The sequence below is a fragment of the Streptomyces sp. JLSY215 genome (assembly GCF_059682825.1).
The window spans coordinates 1,102,941-1,118,213 of sequence record NZ_CM185022.1 but is presented as its reverse complement, the minus strand read 5'-3'; the positions used below and the strand labels follow the sequence as shown (position 1 = coordinate 1,118,213).

Genomic DNA, 15,273 nt, shown 5'->3' with positions numbered 1-15,273 from the left:
GGCGTCACCGGCGTACGAAGGTGCGCACGGGCCGACGTGCGCGGTGCGCCGCAACACCGCAACCTGGACGCATGACCTGTGGGTGCGTGACGAAGGGGCAGCACTGAAATCCGCAGTCGTCGACGCCGCCGGTCCGACCGGGGCGCAGGCCGAGAAGAAGCTCGACGCCACCGGGCAGGAGGCGTGTCGCAGCGCCCCATCCGCCGACACCGACCAGCTCACCTGACCCGGCCGGCCCTCCATGGGAGAACTCGCCATGCCGAACAACGAAGAGACGAGGGGCAGCGCCGCGAGCCAACCGCGCTCGGAAGCATGGAAGACGGCGCTCACCGTGCTGCAGTCGGCGAAACCGCCGTTCGTTCCGGAGGGGGCGGAGGCGATGACGGTTCTCGTCGAGTTCCCTCCAGGCGATCCCGGTACCCCTCCGCACCGGCACCCGGGACCTGCCTTCGGCTACATGCTGGCGGGGGAGATGCTCTTCGAGCTGGAAGGTGAGCCGGAGCGGGTGATCAAGGCCGGTGAGTCGTTCTGGGAGCCGGGCGGCGATGTCATCCACTACCAGGACGGCAACAACCGGACGGACTCCCCGAGCCGCTTCGTCGTCACCATGCTGTGCGCACCGGGTCAGCCCATGGTCACTCTGGTCGACGACGAAGAGCTGGCCCGGCGCCGGCACCTACGCGCTCCCCGCCCGGGCGCCTGACCCGCCACTGACCCCCTTGCGTGGACGGGTACCGGCTTGCCCCGTGGCCGTCAGGTCAGAGCCGCCGCAAGGCCGTTCAACCGCAGGCGGGTGGCGCCGCGCAGGTGGGGGAAGTCGTGGTCGGGCTCCGCGGAAGGGGTGAGGAAGGCCGCTTGCTCGGTCCACCTCAGGCGGGTGCCGTCGGCCTCCGGGCGCAGTTCGACGGTGACCAGTGACGTCCAGCGCGGTATGTCGTCCACGCGGGACGTGTACGCGTAGACGATCCTCGACCCCGGCGCGATGTCGAGGTACCGGGATGCGTACGCGAGCCGTTCCGGCGGTGCGTCCGGGACCGTGAAGACACTGGACGCCGTCTCGCCACCGTGCACGGTGAAGTCGTGGCGGTACGACACCTGGCGGCCCGGCAGCTTGAACCACCGGCGCCGGACCGGAGTGTCGGCAAAGGCCTCGAACACCGCGCTCGGCGGCGCGGCCAGGTCGACTCCGACCGTGAAGGTGTCGTGCCGTACCCCCGGGACCGCGCTGCCGGACTGTCCGTCAGCGGCTGCGCCCGCGGTACTGGTTCCGACGGCGTTGGTGGCCATCTTTTCCTCACATGACGTCGTGGGGGATCGGGCGAGCGCCCATTGGTTACTATCCGTATGTAACGGCGTGCGGCCGCCGTGATCAAGGTCTGGCGCTCACGCACTTTGACGTCAGCTACGCACTCGAAGGGAACCGGCACATGGATTCCGCACTGCGCTCCCAGCTGGCGGCCGCCGGGGTCACCCCGGAGTGCGCGGCGACCATCGAACTCGTGCGCGATGTGCTCGCCCGCGTCGGAGACAAGTGGACCGTCCTGGTCATCACCACGCTCGCCGACGGACCGCTGCGCTTCACGGTCCTCCACGAGCGGATCGCCGGGATCTCCCAGCGGATGCTCAGCCAGACGCTCCGTTCGCTGACCCGCGACGGGCTGATCACGCGGACGGCCTACGCCGAAGTACCGCCTCGCGTCGAATACGCGCTCACCCCGCTGGGGCGATCGCTCGACGCCACCGTCACGCACGTGGTGGGCTGGGTGCAGGCACACCAGATGGAGATCGTCCGTAACCGTGAGGTGTTCGACGGAGCCGGTTCCGCGGCGCCGTGAAGCCACGGGCAACACCGCCGCGCCTTCCGCTCGCCGGTCTCGCGGCGGCGTGCGTCAGGACGGCAGCCGGCACGGCCCGGTGTTGTGTGTTCGCGTCGAGCAAGGTCAGGGGGTGAGGGGCCCCTGCAGGATCCGCCGGCCTGCCTTCTCGTCGCCGTCCCAGACGAACGCCCCGCCGTCGAGCGGCATTCGCCCCCACAGCAGAAGCAGCAATGATTCCGCGGGCGCGGCCAGCGCGGCCACCGGTGCACCGGGGCCGTACACCCACGAGGCGCCGGTGTCGGTGGCTTCCAGGCGCAGGGTGGCCGTCGGCGGCCGGGTGCGTCCGCGGGCGATCTGCCGGGGCGCCATCGTGTCGAAGACCTCGGCCACCCCCTCGCCCGCGAGTCCGGCGTCGAGCGGTCGCGGGGCACCCGACGCGCGTTCGGCGTCCCAGCGGTGGACGAGTGCCTCCAGGCAGCGGCGCCGTTGCCAGAAGCCGACGGTGTGCGGCGGGTGGAACGTCCAGGCGGGAGCGGATGGATCGGTGTCCAGTGCCTCGTACAGCGTCTGCGACGCATCGTCGAACCACCGCACCAGAGCGGCCCGCTCGCGCGGCGCGGCAGGCGGTTCGTAGCCACCGCGCTTCTGGGTGACTGCGACGGCCGCCGAGAGGTTCGAACTGCCCACGTGCTCCGCCAGGTTCAGCAGCGTCCAGTCGCCGCAGTGCTCGACCCGCGCGGTGAGGTCCCCGTCGAGGCAGTCCCGGAAAGCGTCCAGTTCACGGCGCAAGTGGCGGAGAAGCGGAGAGGGTTCCATGCGGCGAAGCTATCCGACACGGGCGGGAGTCCGGAGCCGGTCTGTGGGGCACAGCGTTCAGGACGGTTGGGTCCGGCCTTGGAAGACGACGGTCAGGAGCCCGGGAAAACACGCTTCGAGATCGTCCGCGCGCAGGGTGAGGTAGTTTCTGCGGCCTTCGTGGCGGAGGCGGATGACGCCGCTCTCGCGCAGGACTCGCCAATGGTGGGTGAGGGTGGATTTCGGTGCGTCCGTCTCGATCGCACCGCAGTAGGTCTCCGCTCCCGACGCGAGCGCGCGGACGATCTTCATTCGCACCGGGTGCCCGAGTGCGGCCAACACGTCCTCGAGGGTGATCTGTTCGCGGGTCGGGTGCAGGAGAGCGGCCATGTTTCGAGGCTACGGCATATCCGTACAGCCGTACGTCGACCGTTCCCGTTCGCTCCAAGTGGCCACTGGGCAAAGGGATCTGAGACTCGACTATTGTACGGTTCTCCCGTACAAACGTACTTGTTCCCAGGGGGGCGCATGCCTGACGCAGTGTCCGACGTCGAGCTGGCACGTTCACTGGAAGGCGGGTTCGTCAGCCGCCACGCCGAGATCGGCGGGGTTCGCCTGCATTACGTGGCAGGCGGTCACGGCGATCCGCTGCTGCTGTTGGGCGGATGGCCGCAGACGTGGTGGCAGTTCCACAAGGTCATGCCCGCACTCGCCGAGCGCTTCCGGGTCGTCGCCGTCGACCTGCGCGGCATGGGCGGCTCGGGCAAACCCGCCGGCGGGTACGACAAGAAGGCCATGGCCGCGGACATCCGCGGCCTGGTCGGCCACCTCGGATACGACGCCGTGCATATCGCGGGGCACGACATCGGGGGCATGGTCGCGTACGCGTTCGCCGCCAACCACCCCGAAATGACGCGCCGCGTCGCACTGTTGGACATCGCGCCACCGGACGACCGGTTCTTCGGCCACTCCCTGCTGCCGGTACCCGGGCGCCATCAAGTCGACGGCGACATCCACGCCGGCCCCGGCCGGTTCCTGTGGTGGTTCGCCTTCAACCAGGTCCCCGACCTGCCCGAACGGCTCCTCGCCGGCCGTGCCCGGTTGCTGATCGACTGGATGATCGACTACCTCGCCGCGAACCCTGCCGCCATCACCGACCACGACCGGGACGTCTACGCCCGCGCCTACTCCGGTGACGGGGCGATCCGCGCCGGCAACGCCTGGTACCGGGCCCTTGCCCAGGACATCGCCGACGGAACGACGTACGCCCCTCTGACCGCTCCGGTGCTGGCCCTCGGCGGTGGCGAAGGCACCCGAGCCATCCTGGAACCGGTCCTCGCATCCCGGGCCACCGACCTCGAAATCGTCGAAGTCCCCGGCAGCGGCCACTACCTCCCCGAGGAACAACCCGAAGCGGTCATCGGCCACTTCGTCCGCTTCTTCCGCGACCGGCCGCACGACGCCGCACCGAGCGGCGCCGCCACCCGCTGAGGCCGGACCCATGACGCCGCACAGCGGCGGGACACCCGCCTCCGCGGACGGCGGGAACAACGCAAGGGTCGCCGCGCACACCGGGAGCCGGTGAGCCGCATCACCGCTGCACCGCGATGACGCCCCCCACCCGGCGGGTCAGCTCCCGTGCCGTCTGCGCGACGTGACCGGCGATCCGGCGGCGTTCCGCCTCGTCGGCCGACTCGCCGGGAAAGGTGACGGAGACGCCGGCGATCGGGCGGGCGTGGTGGTCCAGCACCGGCGCGGCGACGGAGGAGAGGCCGGGGGTGACCTCGCCCTCCTCCGTCGCATATCCCCGGCGCCGCACCTGGGTCAGCAGGCCCCGCAGCGCCGTCAGCGATGCCGGGCCGACGTCGTGCCGCAGCACGAAGGCCGACCGGTCAGGGAAGAGTGCCCGCACCTGCGCGGGGGGCAGCAGCGCCAGCACCGCTCGCCCGCTGGCGGTCAGGTGGGCCGGCAGCCGTACCCCCACCTCGCTGACGAGCGGTGATCTGCCCGGGGCGCGCTCCTCGATCACGTAAATGACCTCGCGGCCGTGCAGCACGGCGAGGTTCGCATTGTGCCCCGTGCGGTCCACGAGCATGGCCAGTGGCACCCGTGCCAGCCGCTGGAACGGCCCTTGGCGCTCGTATCCGGAGGCGAGCTCGAAGGCGCTCACGCCGAGGCCGTAGCGCCGCTCCTCCGGCAGATGGACGACGAAGCCGTCCGCGGCCAGGGTGTCGAGCAGGTGGTACGTCGTCGAGCGGGGCAGCCCCACGTCACGGCTGATGGCGGCCGCGGGCACGGGCGCGGCCTGCCGCGCCAGGAAGCGCAGGACGGCCAGCACCTGCGCGGCGGCAGGAACGATGCTCATGGGGCGAGAGTAACGAGAGTAAACGGTGAAGGCGCAAAACCAAACGTCTGGGATACCAGACACAACCCGCCCCGCCCCCCTCGCAGACCCCCGCTTACCTGGGGCTTCATAGAGGCATGACCGTTGTTGTTGGTGTCGGCGCGCTCTCCGCCGACGAAGTTCTGTCCGTTGCCCGTCTTGGCGCCCCGGTGGCCCTCGCCCCGGAAGCGCTCAAGGAAATCGCCCGCAGCCGCGAGGTCATCCAAGCCCTCGCCGACGACGCCAAGCCCCATTACGGCGTCTCCACCGGTTTCGGTGCCCTGGCCACCCGCCACATCCCCACCGAACTGCGCGCCCAGCTCCAGCGCAGCCTGGTCCGTTCGCACGCCGCGGGCTCGGGACCGGAGGTCGAACGCGAGGTCGTCCGCGCGCTGATGCTGCTGCGCCTGTCCACCCTCGCCACGGGCCGCACGGGCGTCCGCACGGAGACCGCGGAGGCCTACGCCGCTCTGCTGAATGCCGGTATCACCCCGATCGTCCACGAGTACGGCTCCCTCGGCTGCTCCGGCGACCTCGCCCCCCTCGCGCACTGCGCGCTCGCGGTCATGGGCGAGGGCGAGGTCCGCACCGCCGGCGGTGAGCGCAAGCCCGCCGCCGAGGCACTCGCCGCCGCGGGCATCACCCCCGTCGTCCTGGAGGAGAAGGAGGGCCTCGCCCTCATCAACGGCACCGACGGCATGCTCGGCATGCTCGTCCTCGCCGCCCACGACCTGCGTCTGCTGCTGCGCACCGCCGACATCGCCGCCGCGATGAGCGTCGAGGGCCAGCTCGGCACCGACGCCGTCTTCGCCGCCGACCTGCAGGCGCTGCGCCCGCATCCGGGCCAGGCCGACAGTGCCGCCAACCTGCGCTCCCTGCTCGCCGACTCGGCCATCGTCGCCAGCCACAAGGGACCGGACTGCACCCGCGTCCAGGACGCGTACTCGCTGCGCTGTTCACCGCAGATCCACGGCACGGTCCGCGACACCCTCGCCCATGCCGAGCTGGTGGCCTCCCGCGAGCTGGCCAGTGCCGTCGACAACCCCGTCGTCACCCTCGACGGCCGGGTGGAGAGCAACGGCAACTTCCACGGCGCCCCCGTCGCCGCCGTCCTCGACTTCCTGGCCATCACGGTTGCCGACCTCGCCTCGAACGCCGAACGCCGCACGGACCGGTTCCTGGACCCCGCCCGCAACCGAGGTCTCAACGCCTTCCTGGCCGACGACCCCGGTGTCGACTCCGGCCACATGATCGCCCAGTACACCCAGGCCGCGATCGTCTCCGAGCTCAAGCGGCTGGCCGTGCCGGCCTCCACCGACTCGATCCCCTCCAGCGCCATGCAGGAGGACCACGTCTCGATGGGCTGGGCCGCCGCCCGCAAGCTGCGACGCGCCCTCGACGGTCTGAGCCGCGTCCTCGCGGTGGAGATCTACACCGCCGCCCGCGCCCTCGACATGCGGGCCCCACTGGTGCCGTCTCCGGCCACCGCGGCCGTCCGCGACGGGCTGCGCGAGAAGGTCGACGGCCCCGGTACCGACCGCTGGCTCGCCCCCGAAATCGAGGCGACCGTCCAGTACGTCATCTCCGGCCGCGCCCTCGCCGCCGCGGAGTCCGTCACCGGCCCGCTGCTCTGACCCAGCCGTTCCAGGGCGGGCCGGAGGTTCCGGGCCCGGGGACACCGCCCGCCCGGCCCGCCCAGGAACGGTCAGCTTCCCGCTCACTCAGGAGTATCCGCATGGAACCGCACCATCCACGCACCGGTGCAGCCACCACACTCGTCACGAACATCGGCTCACTGGTCACCAACGACCCGGCCCTCGGCCGGGGCCCGCTCGGCCTCCTCACCGATGCCGCGCTTCTCATCGACGGTACCGAGATCGCCTGGGCCGGCCCCGCCGACCGTGCCCCGTCGGCCGATGAGCGGGTGGACGTCGGCGGCCGGGCCGTGATCCCCGGTTTCGTCGACTCACACTCCCACCTCGTCTTCGCCGGCGACCGTACGGCCGAGTTCAACGCCCGCATGTCCGGCCGCCCGTACTCCGCCGGCGGCATCCAGACCACCGTCGACGCCACCCGGGCCGCCACCGACACGCAGCTGCACGCGGTGGTCGAGCGCCATGCGCGCGAGGCGCTCCGGCAGGGCACCACCACTCTGGAGATCAAGTCCGGCTACGGCCTGACGGTGGCGGACGAGGCGCGCGCCGTGTCGGTGGCCGCCGCCCACACCGACGAGGTCACCTTCCTGGGCGCGCACCTCGTGCCGGCGGAGTTCGCCGACGACCCCGGCGGCTACGTCGACCTCGTCACCGGGCCGATGCTGGACGCCTGCGCACCGCACGCCCGCTGGGTGGACGTCTTCTGCGAGCAGGGGGCCTTCGACGGTGACCAGGCGCGGGCGGTCCTCACGGCGGCGGCGGCCCGGGGCCTCGTACCCCGGGTCCACGCCAACCAGCTCTCCTACGGGCCGGGCGTCCAGATCGCCGTGGAGCTGGGAGCGGCCTCCGCCGACCACTGCACGTACCTCACCGATGCCGACGTGGATGCCCTCGCGCAGGGGGACACCGTCGCCACCCTCCTGCCGGGATCGGACTTCTCCACCCGCTCGCCCTACCCCGACGCCCGCCGGCTCCTCGACGCCGGTGCCACGGTGGCCCTCTCACCCAACTGCAATCCCGGCTCGTCCTACACGAGTTCCATGGCCTTCTGCATCGCGCTGGCCGTACGGGAGATGCACATGACGCCCGACGAGGCGCTGTGGGCGGCGACGGCCGGCGGTGCGCAGGCCCTGCGCCGCGCGGATGTCGGACGTCTTTCGCCCGGTGCGCGGGCCGACCTCGTCGTCCTGGACGCACCCTCCCATGTGCATCTGGCCTACCGCCCCGGGGTGCCGCTGGTCTCGGCGGTCCGGCGTGCGGGCCGTCCTTGGGAAGGCGGCCGTCCCGGTGAGTGACCTGCCGACCGCCAGCGTGCACAACAGCGTCGGGCAGCTGCGCGCCGACGCCTGGAGCTCGCTGGCCGACCTCACCCACCAGCTTTCGGACCAGGGGGCACACGCGCATCCGCGGATCACCCAGCGGCTGGAGGAGCTGCTCGCGCTGCTGGCGCCGATCGAGAACTGCTGGGCCTTCCCCGGCACGGCCGGCCTCGACGAGCTCCGTCGGCTGTACGGGAACGGGGAATACCAGCGGCTCGCCAGGCGTACCGAGGACCTCAACCGCGCGCTGGGCAGCGGCAGTTACCGGAACACCGCGGCCACCGCGGCTTCGCCGCCGACTTCTCCAGGGGCCCCGGGCATCCTCGGCGACGACGGGACGGCGGACGATCCGGCATCCCAACCGGCGGCGAGGCCGTATTTCGAAGTCCTCGTCGTCGGCGAGATGGACGCGGCGGAGGAGGACGCACTCCGCAAGGAGCTGCGCCAACTGCGCCGCCCCGAGGACGAGTTCGTGTACGAGCTCGTCGTGGCCCCCAGTTTCGAGGACGCGGTCATCGCGTCGCTCGTGAACTCCGGTCTGCAGGCCGTGGTGATCCGCCACCGGTTCGCCGACCGCTCCCTGCACGACCTTCAGGTGGTGCGGCGCTTCTTCGAAGGCGCCGCCGCGGACGCCTCCGCCGGCATTCCCGAAGAGCACTGGCGGCACAGCGAGGAACGGGCGCAGGCGCTGGGGGACCGGCTGCTCGCGCTCCGACCGGAGCTGGATCTGTACCTGATGTCCGAGGCATCCGTGGAGACGACCGCAGGCCGCCTCAGCCGACGTTTCCAGCGGGTCTTCCACGCTCGTGAAGGACTCCTCGAACTGCACCTGTCGATCCTGCACGGCATCGCCGAACGGTTCCGCGCACCGTTCTTCACCGCGCTGCGCGCCTACAGCCGGCGGCCGACGGGTGTCTTCCACGCCCTGCCCATCTCGCGCGGCACCTCGGTGGTCAACTCCCACTGGATACCGGAGATGGCCGGCTTCTACGGGCTGAACATCTTCCTCGCCGAGACCTCCGCCACCTCCGGCGGCCTGGACTCCCTCCTCGCGCCCACCGGCCCGCTGAGGGAGGCCCAGGACCTGGCGGCCGAGGCCTTCGGCGCCCGGCAGACGTACTTCGTCACCAACGGCACCTCCACCGCCAACAAGATCGTCGTGCAGGCGATGGTGCGGCCGGGCGACATCGTGCTCGTGGACCGCAACTGCCACAAGTCCCACCACTACGGACTGGTGCTGGCCGGCGCCCACGTCGTCTACCTCGACGCCTATCCCCTCGACGAGTACGGCATGTACGGAGCCGTGCCGGTGGAGGAGATCAAGCGGAAGCTGCTGATGCTGAAGAAGGAGGGCGTCCTCCATCGCGTCAAGCTGCTCATGCTCACCAACTGCACCTTCGACGGGATCGTCTACAACCCCTCCCGCGTGATGGAGGAGTGCCTGGCCCTCAAGCCGGACCTGGCGTTCCTCTGGGACGAGGCGTGGTTCGCCTTCGCCCGCTTCCACCCCGTCTACCGTCGCCGCACGGCGATGGCCGCGGCCCGCCAACTCACAGACCGCTACCGCGACGCGCGGTACGCCGAGGAGTACGCCGCCCACCGTGAGCGGCTCGGCGACGACCCGGATGAGGAGACCCTCCTCGCCCACCGGCTGATGCCCGACCCGCAGCAGGTCCGGGTGCGGGTGTACGCGACGCAGTCGACGCACAAGACGCTGACGTCCCTGCGTCAGGGCTCCATGGTGCACGTCTTCGACCAGGACTTCCGCCACAAGGTGGCAGAGACCTTCCACGAGGCGTACATGACGCACACGTCGACGTCGCCCAACTACCAGATCCTCGCCTCCATGGACCTGGGCCGCCGGCAGGCGGTGCTGGAGGGCTTCGAGCTCGTGCAGAAGCAGCTCGAACAGGCCGGGGTGCTGAGGGACGCCATCGACCAGCACCCCCTGCTCAGCCGCTACCTGCGCTTCCTCACCACACCGGAGCTCATCCCGCCCCGGTACCGCTCCTCCGGCGTCGAGCAGCCGCTGCGTACGGGCATGGCGCGGATGGCGGAGGCCTGGGAGGAGGACGAGTTCGTCCTCGACCCCACCCGCGCGACGATGCACATCGGACTCACAGGTGTCGACGGCGACACCTTCAAGCACGAGCTCCTGATGGACCGGTACGGCGTACAGGTCAACAAAACCACCCGCAACACGCTGCTGTTCATGACCAACATCGGTACGACGCGCAGCGCGGTCGCCTATCTCATCGAGGTGCTCGTCAAGATCGCCGAGGACCTGGAGGAGCGGGTCGGGGAGATGAGCCCCCGCGAACGCGCCGCGCACCTTCAGGTGGTGAACGGCCTCGGGAGCCTGTCCGCCGCCCTGCCGGACTTCAGCGAGTTCCACCCGGCCTTCCGCCCGAGCGCCCACACGCCCGAGGGTGATATGCGCGCGGCGTTCTTCCTCGCCTACGACGACACCGAATGTGACTACCTCTCCGCTCAGGCGATCACCGAAGCGATGGCCGAGGGCCGGTCGGTCGTCTCCGCCACGTTCGTCACCCCCTACCCGCCGGGTTTCCCCGTGCTGGTTCCCGGCCAGGTGATCAGCAAGGACGTGCTGGCCTACATGGAGGCCCTGGACACCCGCGAGATCCACGGATACGTCCCGGAGACCGGATACCGGGTCTTCACCGAGGCCGCGTTGCAGGCGCGGCTCGCGGGTGCGCGATAGGGCGCATCCGGAAAGGGCAGCCCCCTTCCCCTGAGCCTCGGAGACCCAGGGGAAGGGGGCTTTCGCCCATCCGGCCGGAGGCCGGTCCGCGGTGCGGAAGAGCCGGGACGTCTCCTTTAAGATTCCGGTGGAGCAGGGACAACGGCGGCGCAGCGGATGACGAGGACGGTGGACGGCTTGGTCGTGGATCCGGCTGACCTGAGCCGGCTGTACGCGCAGCGCTCGGCCGGCGCCTCTCCCGCGTACCAGCGGGTCAAGGACCTCGTGGTGCAGCAGATCGCGGGCGGCCACTGGCGTGAGGACGACGTTCTGCCGTCGGAGAGCCAGTTCGTCGAGGCGCTGGGCCTGTCCCGCATGACGATCAATCGCGCGCTGCGCGAGCTGGCCACCGAGGGCGTCATCCGGCGGGTCATGGGGGTCGGCAGCTTCGTGGCGCCGAGAAAGGCCACCTCCGCCCTGCTCGAGGTCCACAACATCGCTGATGAGGTGCGCCAGCGCGGCCACCGGTACGAGGCCCGTGTGCTGACGGTGAGCGAGGAGCAGGCCGACCCGAAGACCGGTGCGCAGCTCGGTCTCGGCAAGGGGCAGCCGGTCTTCCACTCGCGGGTGGTGCACTACGAGGACGGGGTGGCGCTCCAGCTCGAGGACCGTTACGTCAATCCGGTCTTCGCGCCCGGCTATCTGGATCAGGACTTCAGCCGGCAGACGCCGTTCGCGTTCCTCTCCAAGGTCGCGCCACTGGGCAGGGGCGAGCACATCGTGGAGGCGGTGCTGGCGTCCGCGGAGGAGTGCGCGATCCTCGACGTCGCGCCCTCCGAGCCGTGCCTGCTCGTGGTCCGCCGCACCTGGTCGAGGGATCTCCTCGTCAGCATCGCGCGGCTGCTGCACCCCGGCTCCCGTTACCGCCTTGAGGGCGCGTTCGACACGCACTGATCGGCGGGGCGGCCGCGCTCACGCCGCGGTGGTCGCCCCCGTTCCCGTTCCCGGTGCACGTCCCGAGACGGCCGCGGTGAGCCGTGCCGCGCCCTGCCGCAGGACATGGCGCACCTGGTCCAGGTCGTGCCGGCAGTGGTGACAGCGCCAGGTGCTGCTGATCGCGGCGACGGGCCGCCCGTTGTGGTCGAACGCGGCCACCCCCATGGAACGGAACCCCTGGCTGACCAGTTCGACCTCCTCCGAGCAGCCGCGTGCACGCTCCCGTGCCAGTTCGCCGATCAGGCGCGGCAGTGTCCGCGGCCCCTTGCCCGTGCGGGTGGTCAGGTCGCCCGGCCGGGGAAGGAGCGCCCTGAGCTGCGCCTCGGAGGTGTGGGCGAGGAGGGCGCGGCCGTTGGCGGTGAGGTGGGCCGGCAGCCGTACGCCGATGTCGGTGACGAGGGCGATGTCGACATCGCCGGCCCGGCCCGCGGGCGGCCGCTCCTTGAGCAGGTAGACCGTCTCCGCGCCGTGCAGGATGCCCAAGTGCACCGTCTGGCCGAGGCGGTTCGCGAGGGTACGCAGGATGGGGCGGGCGAGCCGCTCGAGGGGTTCGTGCCGCAGGTAGGCGGAGCCGATCTCGAAGGCGGTCACGCCGAGGCCGTACGTCTGCTCCTTCGGGAGGTAGGTGACGAATCCGCGCTCGGTCAGCACCGTGAGGATGTGATAGGCCGAGGAACGCGGGAGGCCCAGATCCCGGGCGAGGGCGGCGGCCTTCACCGGTCCCGACCGGCCGGCAAGGTACACCAGGATGTCCAGCGCGCGGCCGACCGCGGGCGATGTGCTCGACGCCGACCCCGGCGTGCCTTCCTGTTCACTCACTGGATCACCTCTTGACAACGCCTGTATATACAGGACTATACAGAGTGCTTCCGTGGTGCGCGGCGCACCCGTTCCGGAAGAGCCATCGCCTCACCCCCGCCTCTTCAAGCGCCCCGCACCCCCATCACCACTGGTCCCAAGGGAGAGCACAGTTGGCCACCGAAAAGGCGACGCTGAGCAGAGGGCTCAACTCTCGCCACATACGCTTCATCGCACTGGGTTCGGCGATCGGCACCGGACTCTTCTACGGGTCCTCGGAATCCATCAAAGCCGCCGGGCCGGCGGTGCTCCTCGCCTATCTGATCGGCGGCGCCGCCGTCTTCCTCGTCCTGCGGTCCCTGGGCGAGATGGCCGTCCACTCTCCGTCCGCCGGTTCCTTCGGTGATTACGCCACGAAGCACCTCGGCCCGCTTGCCGGCTTCACCACCGGCTGGACCTACGTCTTCGAAATGGTCATCGTCTGTCTCGCGGACGTCACCGCGGTCGGCGTCTACATGGGCTTCTGGTCCCCCGGTGTGCCGCGCTGGATCTGGGTGCTCGGCGCCGTCCTCCTCATCGGCGCGCTCAACCTCGTCAGCGTCAAGGTCTTCGGCGAGCTGGAGTTCTGGCTCTCACTGGTAAAAATCATCGCCATCATCGCGATGATCCTCGCGGGCATCGCCGTGATCGCCTTCGGCCTCGGCAGCGGCGGCAGCCACGTCGGCGTGTCGAACCTCTGGGAGAACGGCTTCTTCGCCACCGGCCCCCATGGCTTCATCGTCTCCTTCGCCGTTGTGATGTTCGCCTTCGGCGGCACGGAAATCATCGGCGTCACGGCGGGCGAGGCGGACTCCCCGGAGAGGACCATCCCGAGCGCGGTCAACTCCATCCCCCTGCGCATCATCCTCTTCTACGTGCTCACCCTCGCCGTCATCATGGCTGTCAACCCCTGGCAGCACGTGGGCACCTCGGGCAGCCCCTTCGTGGAGATCTTCACCGGCGTCGGCCTCAAATCCGCGGCCGCCGTGCTGAATGCCGTCGTCCTCACCGCCGCCCTTTCCGCGATCAACAGCGACATCTTCGCCGCGGGCCGCATGATGTTCGGCCTGGCGCAGCGCGGGCAGGGCCCCGCGGTCATGCAGCGGCTCAGCCGCAACGGCGTGCCGTGGGTGACCACCCTCATCATGATCGGCGCGCTGCTCCTGGGCGTGGTGATGAACTACCTGATGCCCGACCAGATCTTCCTGATCATCTCCTCCATCGCCACCTTCGCCACGGTATGGGTCTGGGTGATGATCCTGCTGACGCAGGTGAAGGCACGACGGGACATGCCCCAGGGGGAGCAGGAGGCCCTGAAATTCCCGGTCCCCTTCTGGCCGTACGGGCAGATCGCCGCCATCGTCTTCATGGTCGGCGTGCTGGTGGTGCTCGGCTTCTACGAGAGCACCCGCATCGCCCTGGTCGTCGGCGTGGTGTGGCTGGCGCTCCTCGCCGTCGTCCACTACGTCCGGGTACGGCGGCGGAGCCCCGGCCCGACGCCGTCGAACTCCGCCACGGAGGAGGCGGCAGTGGAGAACGACCTCGCGGACCCGGAAGGCCCCGCGCCCACTTCCGACACGAGGACGCCGCTAACCCGTCGGTAGGCCCCGCCCGCTGACGTTCGTACCGACCGCCGGTCAGTGCGCCGACGGCCCGCAGCCCATTCCCTGCCGGGGAAGACACGGATCCGCGGGCCTGTCGGCCGTCCTCGCTCCCGCCGGGATGCCGTCGCCGCCGACCACCGGCCTGTCCGGCGGATCTTGTGACCGGCGTGGTCCGGGGGCGCGCCGGTTCTGTCCGTAGGCCGGCGGCAGCCGCCGTGGAGCGTCGTCCTAGATTGACCTGGTGACGACTCGCCCTTCCCCCGAAGCGACTTCGGTTCGCCCGACTGTCCCCGCACGCCTCCGCGCCCTCGTTCTCTGCACCGGGCTTGTTGTTGTGCTGCTCGCGGTCGCGGCGTTCGCGCCGCTTCCGTACTCCCTCGCCCGGCCCGGACAGACCACGAACGTCCTCGGTGTGTACCACGGCACCGAGGTCGTCTCCATCAGTGGCGCCCCGGTGCGCAGAACCAGTGGGCAGCTGCGGATGGTGGCGATCCGGGCCACCGGACCGCATGTCGCCGTACACCTGGGGGAGTTGGCCGAGGGTTGGTTGCGTAGGGACCGTGCCGTGATGCCGAGGGAGGCCGTGTTCCCGTCGGGTGCGTCCGACGAAGAAGTCGCGCGGCACAACACCGCCGAAATGAAGTCCTCGCAGCACGCGGCCACTTCCGCCGCGCTCCGGCTGCTCGGGCAGGACCCTCGGAAGGTGAAGGTGAAGCTGGCGCTCGACGATGTGGGTGGCCCGAGCGCCGGTCTGATGTTTTCGCTCGGCATCGTCGACAAGCTGGCCGGTGACGGCGCAGGCGGCGGTCTCACCGGTGGGCGCATCATCGCGGGGACGGGGACGATGGACGCCGACGGGAAGCTGGGCGCGGTGGGCGGAGCCGCGCTGAAGGTCCAGGCGGCCAAGCGGGATGGGGCGAGCGTATTCCTGGTGCCGAAGGCGGAGTGCGAGCAGGTGCAGCCGGCCCCGGCCGGACTGCGGCTGATCCCCGTCGCCACCCTCCGCGAGGCGGTGCACGCCCTGCGCGCTCTGACCACGGGCGGCCGGGTCCCCACCTGCTGACCAGGGTGCCCGGCCTGGACGCTCGTTGCCGTGAGGTGCCGACGAGTCGCCGCTCGATCACCGGGAACGGCTCTTGCGCGCTGCCGGCCCGAATTTCGCAGCA

Annotated in this window: 15 protein-coding genes; 10 read left to right on the top strand and 5 right to left on the bottom strand. The window is 70.6% G+C overall.

Annotated features, from left to right (window positions below; all coding sequences use genetic code 11):
• Nucleotides 1-43: 43 nt before the first annotated feature.
• Nucleotides 44-226: a hypothetical protein gene (locus AC5677_RS05010; RefSeq protein WP_497193782.1), complete on the top strand. Its 183-nt coding sequence runs from the start codon at nt 44-46 to the stop codon at nt 224-226.
• Between the two features lie 30 nt (nt 227-256).
• Nucleotides 257-703 (top strand): cupin domain-containing protein, encoded by a 447-nt coding sequence (locus AC5677_RS05005; protein ID WP_497193781.1) that lies wholly within the window; start codon nt 257-259, stop codon nt 701-703.
• A 50-nt stretch (nt 704-753) separates the two neighbouring features.
• Here the strand turns inward: AC5677_RS05005 and AC5677_RS05000 are convergent, their stop codons facing one another.
• On the bottom strand, nt 754-1,287 hold the full coding sequence (locus AC5677_RS05000) for an SRPBCC domain-containing protein (RefSeq protein ID WP_497193780.1): 534 nt from the start codon (nt 1,285-1,287) through the stop codon (nt 754-756).
• A 140-nt stretch (nt 1,288-1,427) separates the two neighbouring features.
• Here AC5677_RS05000 and AC5677_RS04995 point away from each other — a divergent pair, with 140 nt between their 5' ends.
• Entirely contained in the window at nt 1,428-1,835 is a 408-nt protein-coding gene (locus AC5677_RS04995; protein ID WP_497193779.1) for a winged helix-turn-helix transcriptional regulator, read from the top strand.
• Between the two features lie 105 nt (nt 1,836-1,940).
• Here the strand turns inward: AC5677_RS04995 and AC5677_RS04990 are convergent, their stop codons facing one another.
• A complete protein-coding gene (locus tag AC5677_RS04990) occupies nt 1,941-2,633 on the bottom strand; it encodes a maleylpyruvate isomerase family mycothiol-dependent enzyme (protein ID WP_497193778.1) in 693 nt (230 codons plus the stop codon).
• A gap of 57 nt (nt 2,634-2,690) precedes the next feature.
• Nucleotides 2,691-3,002 carry an ArsR/SmtB family transcription factor gene (locus AC5677_RS04985; RefSeq protein WP_497193777.1) on the bottom strand — a complete coding sequence of 104 codons (312 nt, stop codon included), beginning with the start codon at nt 3,000-3,002 and terminating at the stop codon, nt 2,691-2,693.
• Between the two features lie 138 nt (nt 3,003-3,140).
• Here AC5677_RS04985 and AC5677_RS04980 point away from each other — a divergent pair, with 138 nt between their 5' ends.
• Nucleotides 3,141-4,103 carry an alpha/beta fold hydrolase gene (locus AC5677_RS04980; protein ID WP_497193776.1) on the top strand — a complete coding sequence of 321 codons (963 nt, stop codon included), beginning with the start codon at nt 3,141-3,143 and terminating at the stop codon, nt 4,101-4,103.
• Between the two features lie 100 nt (nt 4,104-4,203).
• On the opposite strand, the gene AC5677_RS04975 is transcribed toward AC5677_RS04980, so the two are convergent.
• Complete coding sequence (locus tag AC5677_RS04975; protein ID WP_497193775.1) at nt 4,204-4,977, bottom strand: IclR family transcriptional regulator; 774 nt, start codon at nt 4,975-4,977, stop codon at nt 4,204-4,206.
• Nucleotides 4,978-5,093: 116 nt separating this feature from the next.
• Between AC5677_RS04975 and hutH the strand changes: the two genes are divergently transcribed.
• The 4 genes from hutH (at nt 5,094) to hutC (ending at nt 11,624) form a co-directional block, all read left to right on the top strand.
• Entirely contained in the window at nt 5,094-6,629 is a 1,536-nt protein-coding gene (hutH, locus tag AC5677_RS04970; RefSeq protein WP_497193774.1) for a histidine ammonia-lyase, read from the top strand.
• A 101-nt stretch (nt 6,630-6,730) separates the two neighbouring features.
• On the top strand, nt 6,731-7,945 hold the full coding sequence (gene hutI / locus AC5677_RS04965; RefSeq protein ID WP_497193773.1) for an imidazolonepropionase: 1,215 nt from the start codon (nt 6,731-6,733) through the stop codon (nt 7,943-7,945).
• Nucleotides 7,938-10,691 (top strand): aminotransferase class I/II-fold pyridoxal phosphate-dependent enzyme, encoded by a 2,754-nt coding sequence (locus AC5677_RS04960; RefSeq protein WP_497193772.1) that lies wholly within the window; start codon nt 7,938-7,940, stop codon nt 10,689-10,691. The genes hutI and AC5677_RS04960 overlap by 8 nt, the downstream gene beginning before the upstream one ends.
• 183 nt (nt 10,692-10,874) lie before the next feature.
• The gene (hutC, locus tag AC5677_RS04955) at nt 10,875-11,624 is read left to right on the top strand and encodes a histidine utilization transcriptional repressor HutC (RefSeq protein WP_497193771.1); all 750 of its coding nucleotides are present in this window, start codon (nt 10,875-10,877) and stop codon (nt 11,622-11,624) included.
• An 18-nt stretch (nt 11,625-11,642) separates the two neighbouring features.
• Here the strand turns inward: hutC and AC5677_RS04950 are convergent, their stop codons facing one another.
• Complete coding sequence (locus tag AC5677_RS04950) at nt 11,643-12,485, bottom strand: IclR family transcriptional regulator (RefSeq protein ID WP_497193770.1); 843 nt, start codon at nt 12,483-12,485, stop codon at nt 11,643-11,645.
• A gap of 152 nt (nt 12,486-12,637) precedes the next feature.
• On the opposite strand from AC5677_RS04950, the gene AC5677_RS04945 reads away from it, so the two are divergent.
• Both AC5677_RS04945 and AC5677_RS04940 read left to right on the top strand, forming a co-directional pair.
• Nucleotides 12,638-14,107 carry an amino acid permease gene (locus tag AC5677_RS04945; RefSeq protein ID WP_497193769.1) on the top strand — a complete coding sequence of 490 codons (1,470 nt, stop codon included), beginning with the start codon at nt 12,638-12,640 and terminating at the stop codon, nt 14,105-14,107.
• Nucleotides 14,108-14,441: 334 nt separating this feature from the next.
• Nucleotides 14,442-15,170, top strand: coding sequence for a S16 family serine protease (locus AC5677_RS04940; RefSeq protein WP_497193768.1), 729 nt, complete (start codon nt 14,442-14,444; stop codon nt 15,168-15,170).
• The last annotated feature ends 103 nt before the right edge of the window (nt 15,171-15,273 follow it).

What these genes read in the sequence shown, in the direction of transcription:
- AC5677_RS05005 (WP_497193781.1), top strand. Translation starts at nt 257, where the DNA reads ATGCCGAACAACGAAGAGACGAGGGGCAGCGCCGCGAGCCAACCGCGC.
- AC5677_RS05000 (WP_497193780.1), bottom strand. Translation starts at nt 1,287, where the DNA reads ATGGCCACCAACGCCGTCGGAACCAGTACCGCGGGCGCAGCCGCTGAC.
- AC5677_RS04995 (WP_497193779.1), top strand. Translation starts at nt 1,428, where the DNA reads ATGGATTCCGCACTGCGCTCCCAGCTGGCGGCCGCCGGGGTCACCCCG.
- AC5677_RS04990 (WP_497193778.1), bottom strand. Translation starts at nt 2,633, where the DNA reads ATGGAACCCTCTCCGCTTCTCCGCCACTTGCGCCGTGAACTGGACGCT.
- AC5677_RS04985 (WP_497193777.1), bottom strand. Translation starts at nt 3,002, where the DNA reads ATGGCCGCTCTCCTGCACCCGACCCGCGAACAGATCACCCTCGAGGAC.
- AC5677_RS04980 (WP_497193776.1), top strand. Translation starts at nt 3,141, where the DNA reads ATGCCTGACGCAGTGTCCGACGTCGAGCTGGCACGTTCACTGGAAGGC.
- AC5677_RS04975 (WP_497193775.1), bottom strand. Translation starts at nt 4,977, where the DNA reads ATGAGCATCGTTCCTGCCGCCGCGCAGGTGCTGGCCGTCCTGCGCTTC.
- hutH (WP_497193774.1), top strand. Translation starts at nt 5,094, where the DNA reads ATGACCGTTGTTGTTGGTGTCGGCGCGCTCTCCGCCGACGAAGTTCTG.
- hutI (WP_497193773.1), top strand. Translation starts at nt 6,731, where the DNA reads ATGGAACCGCACCATCCACGCACCGGTGCAGCCACCACACTCGTCACG.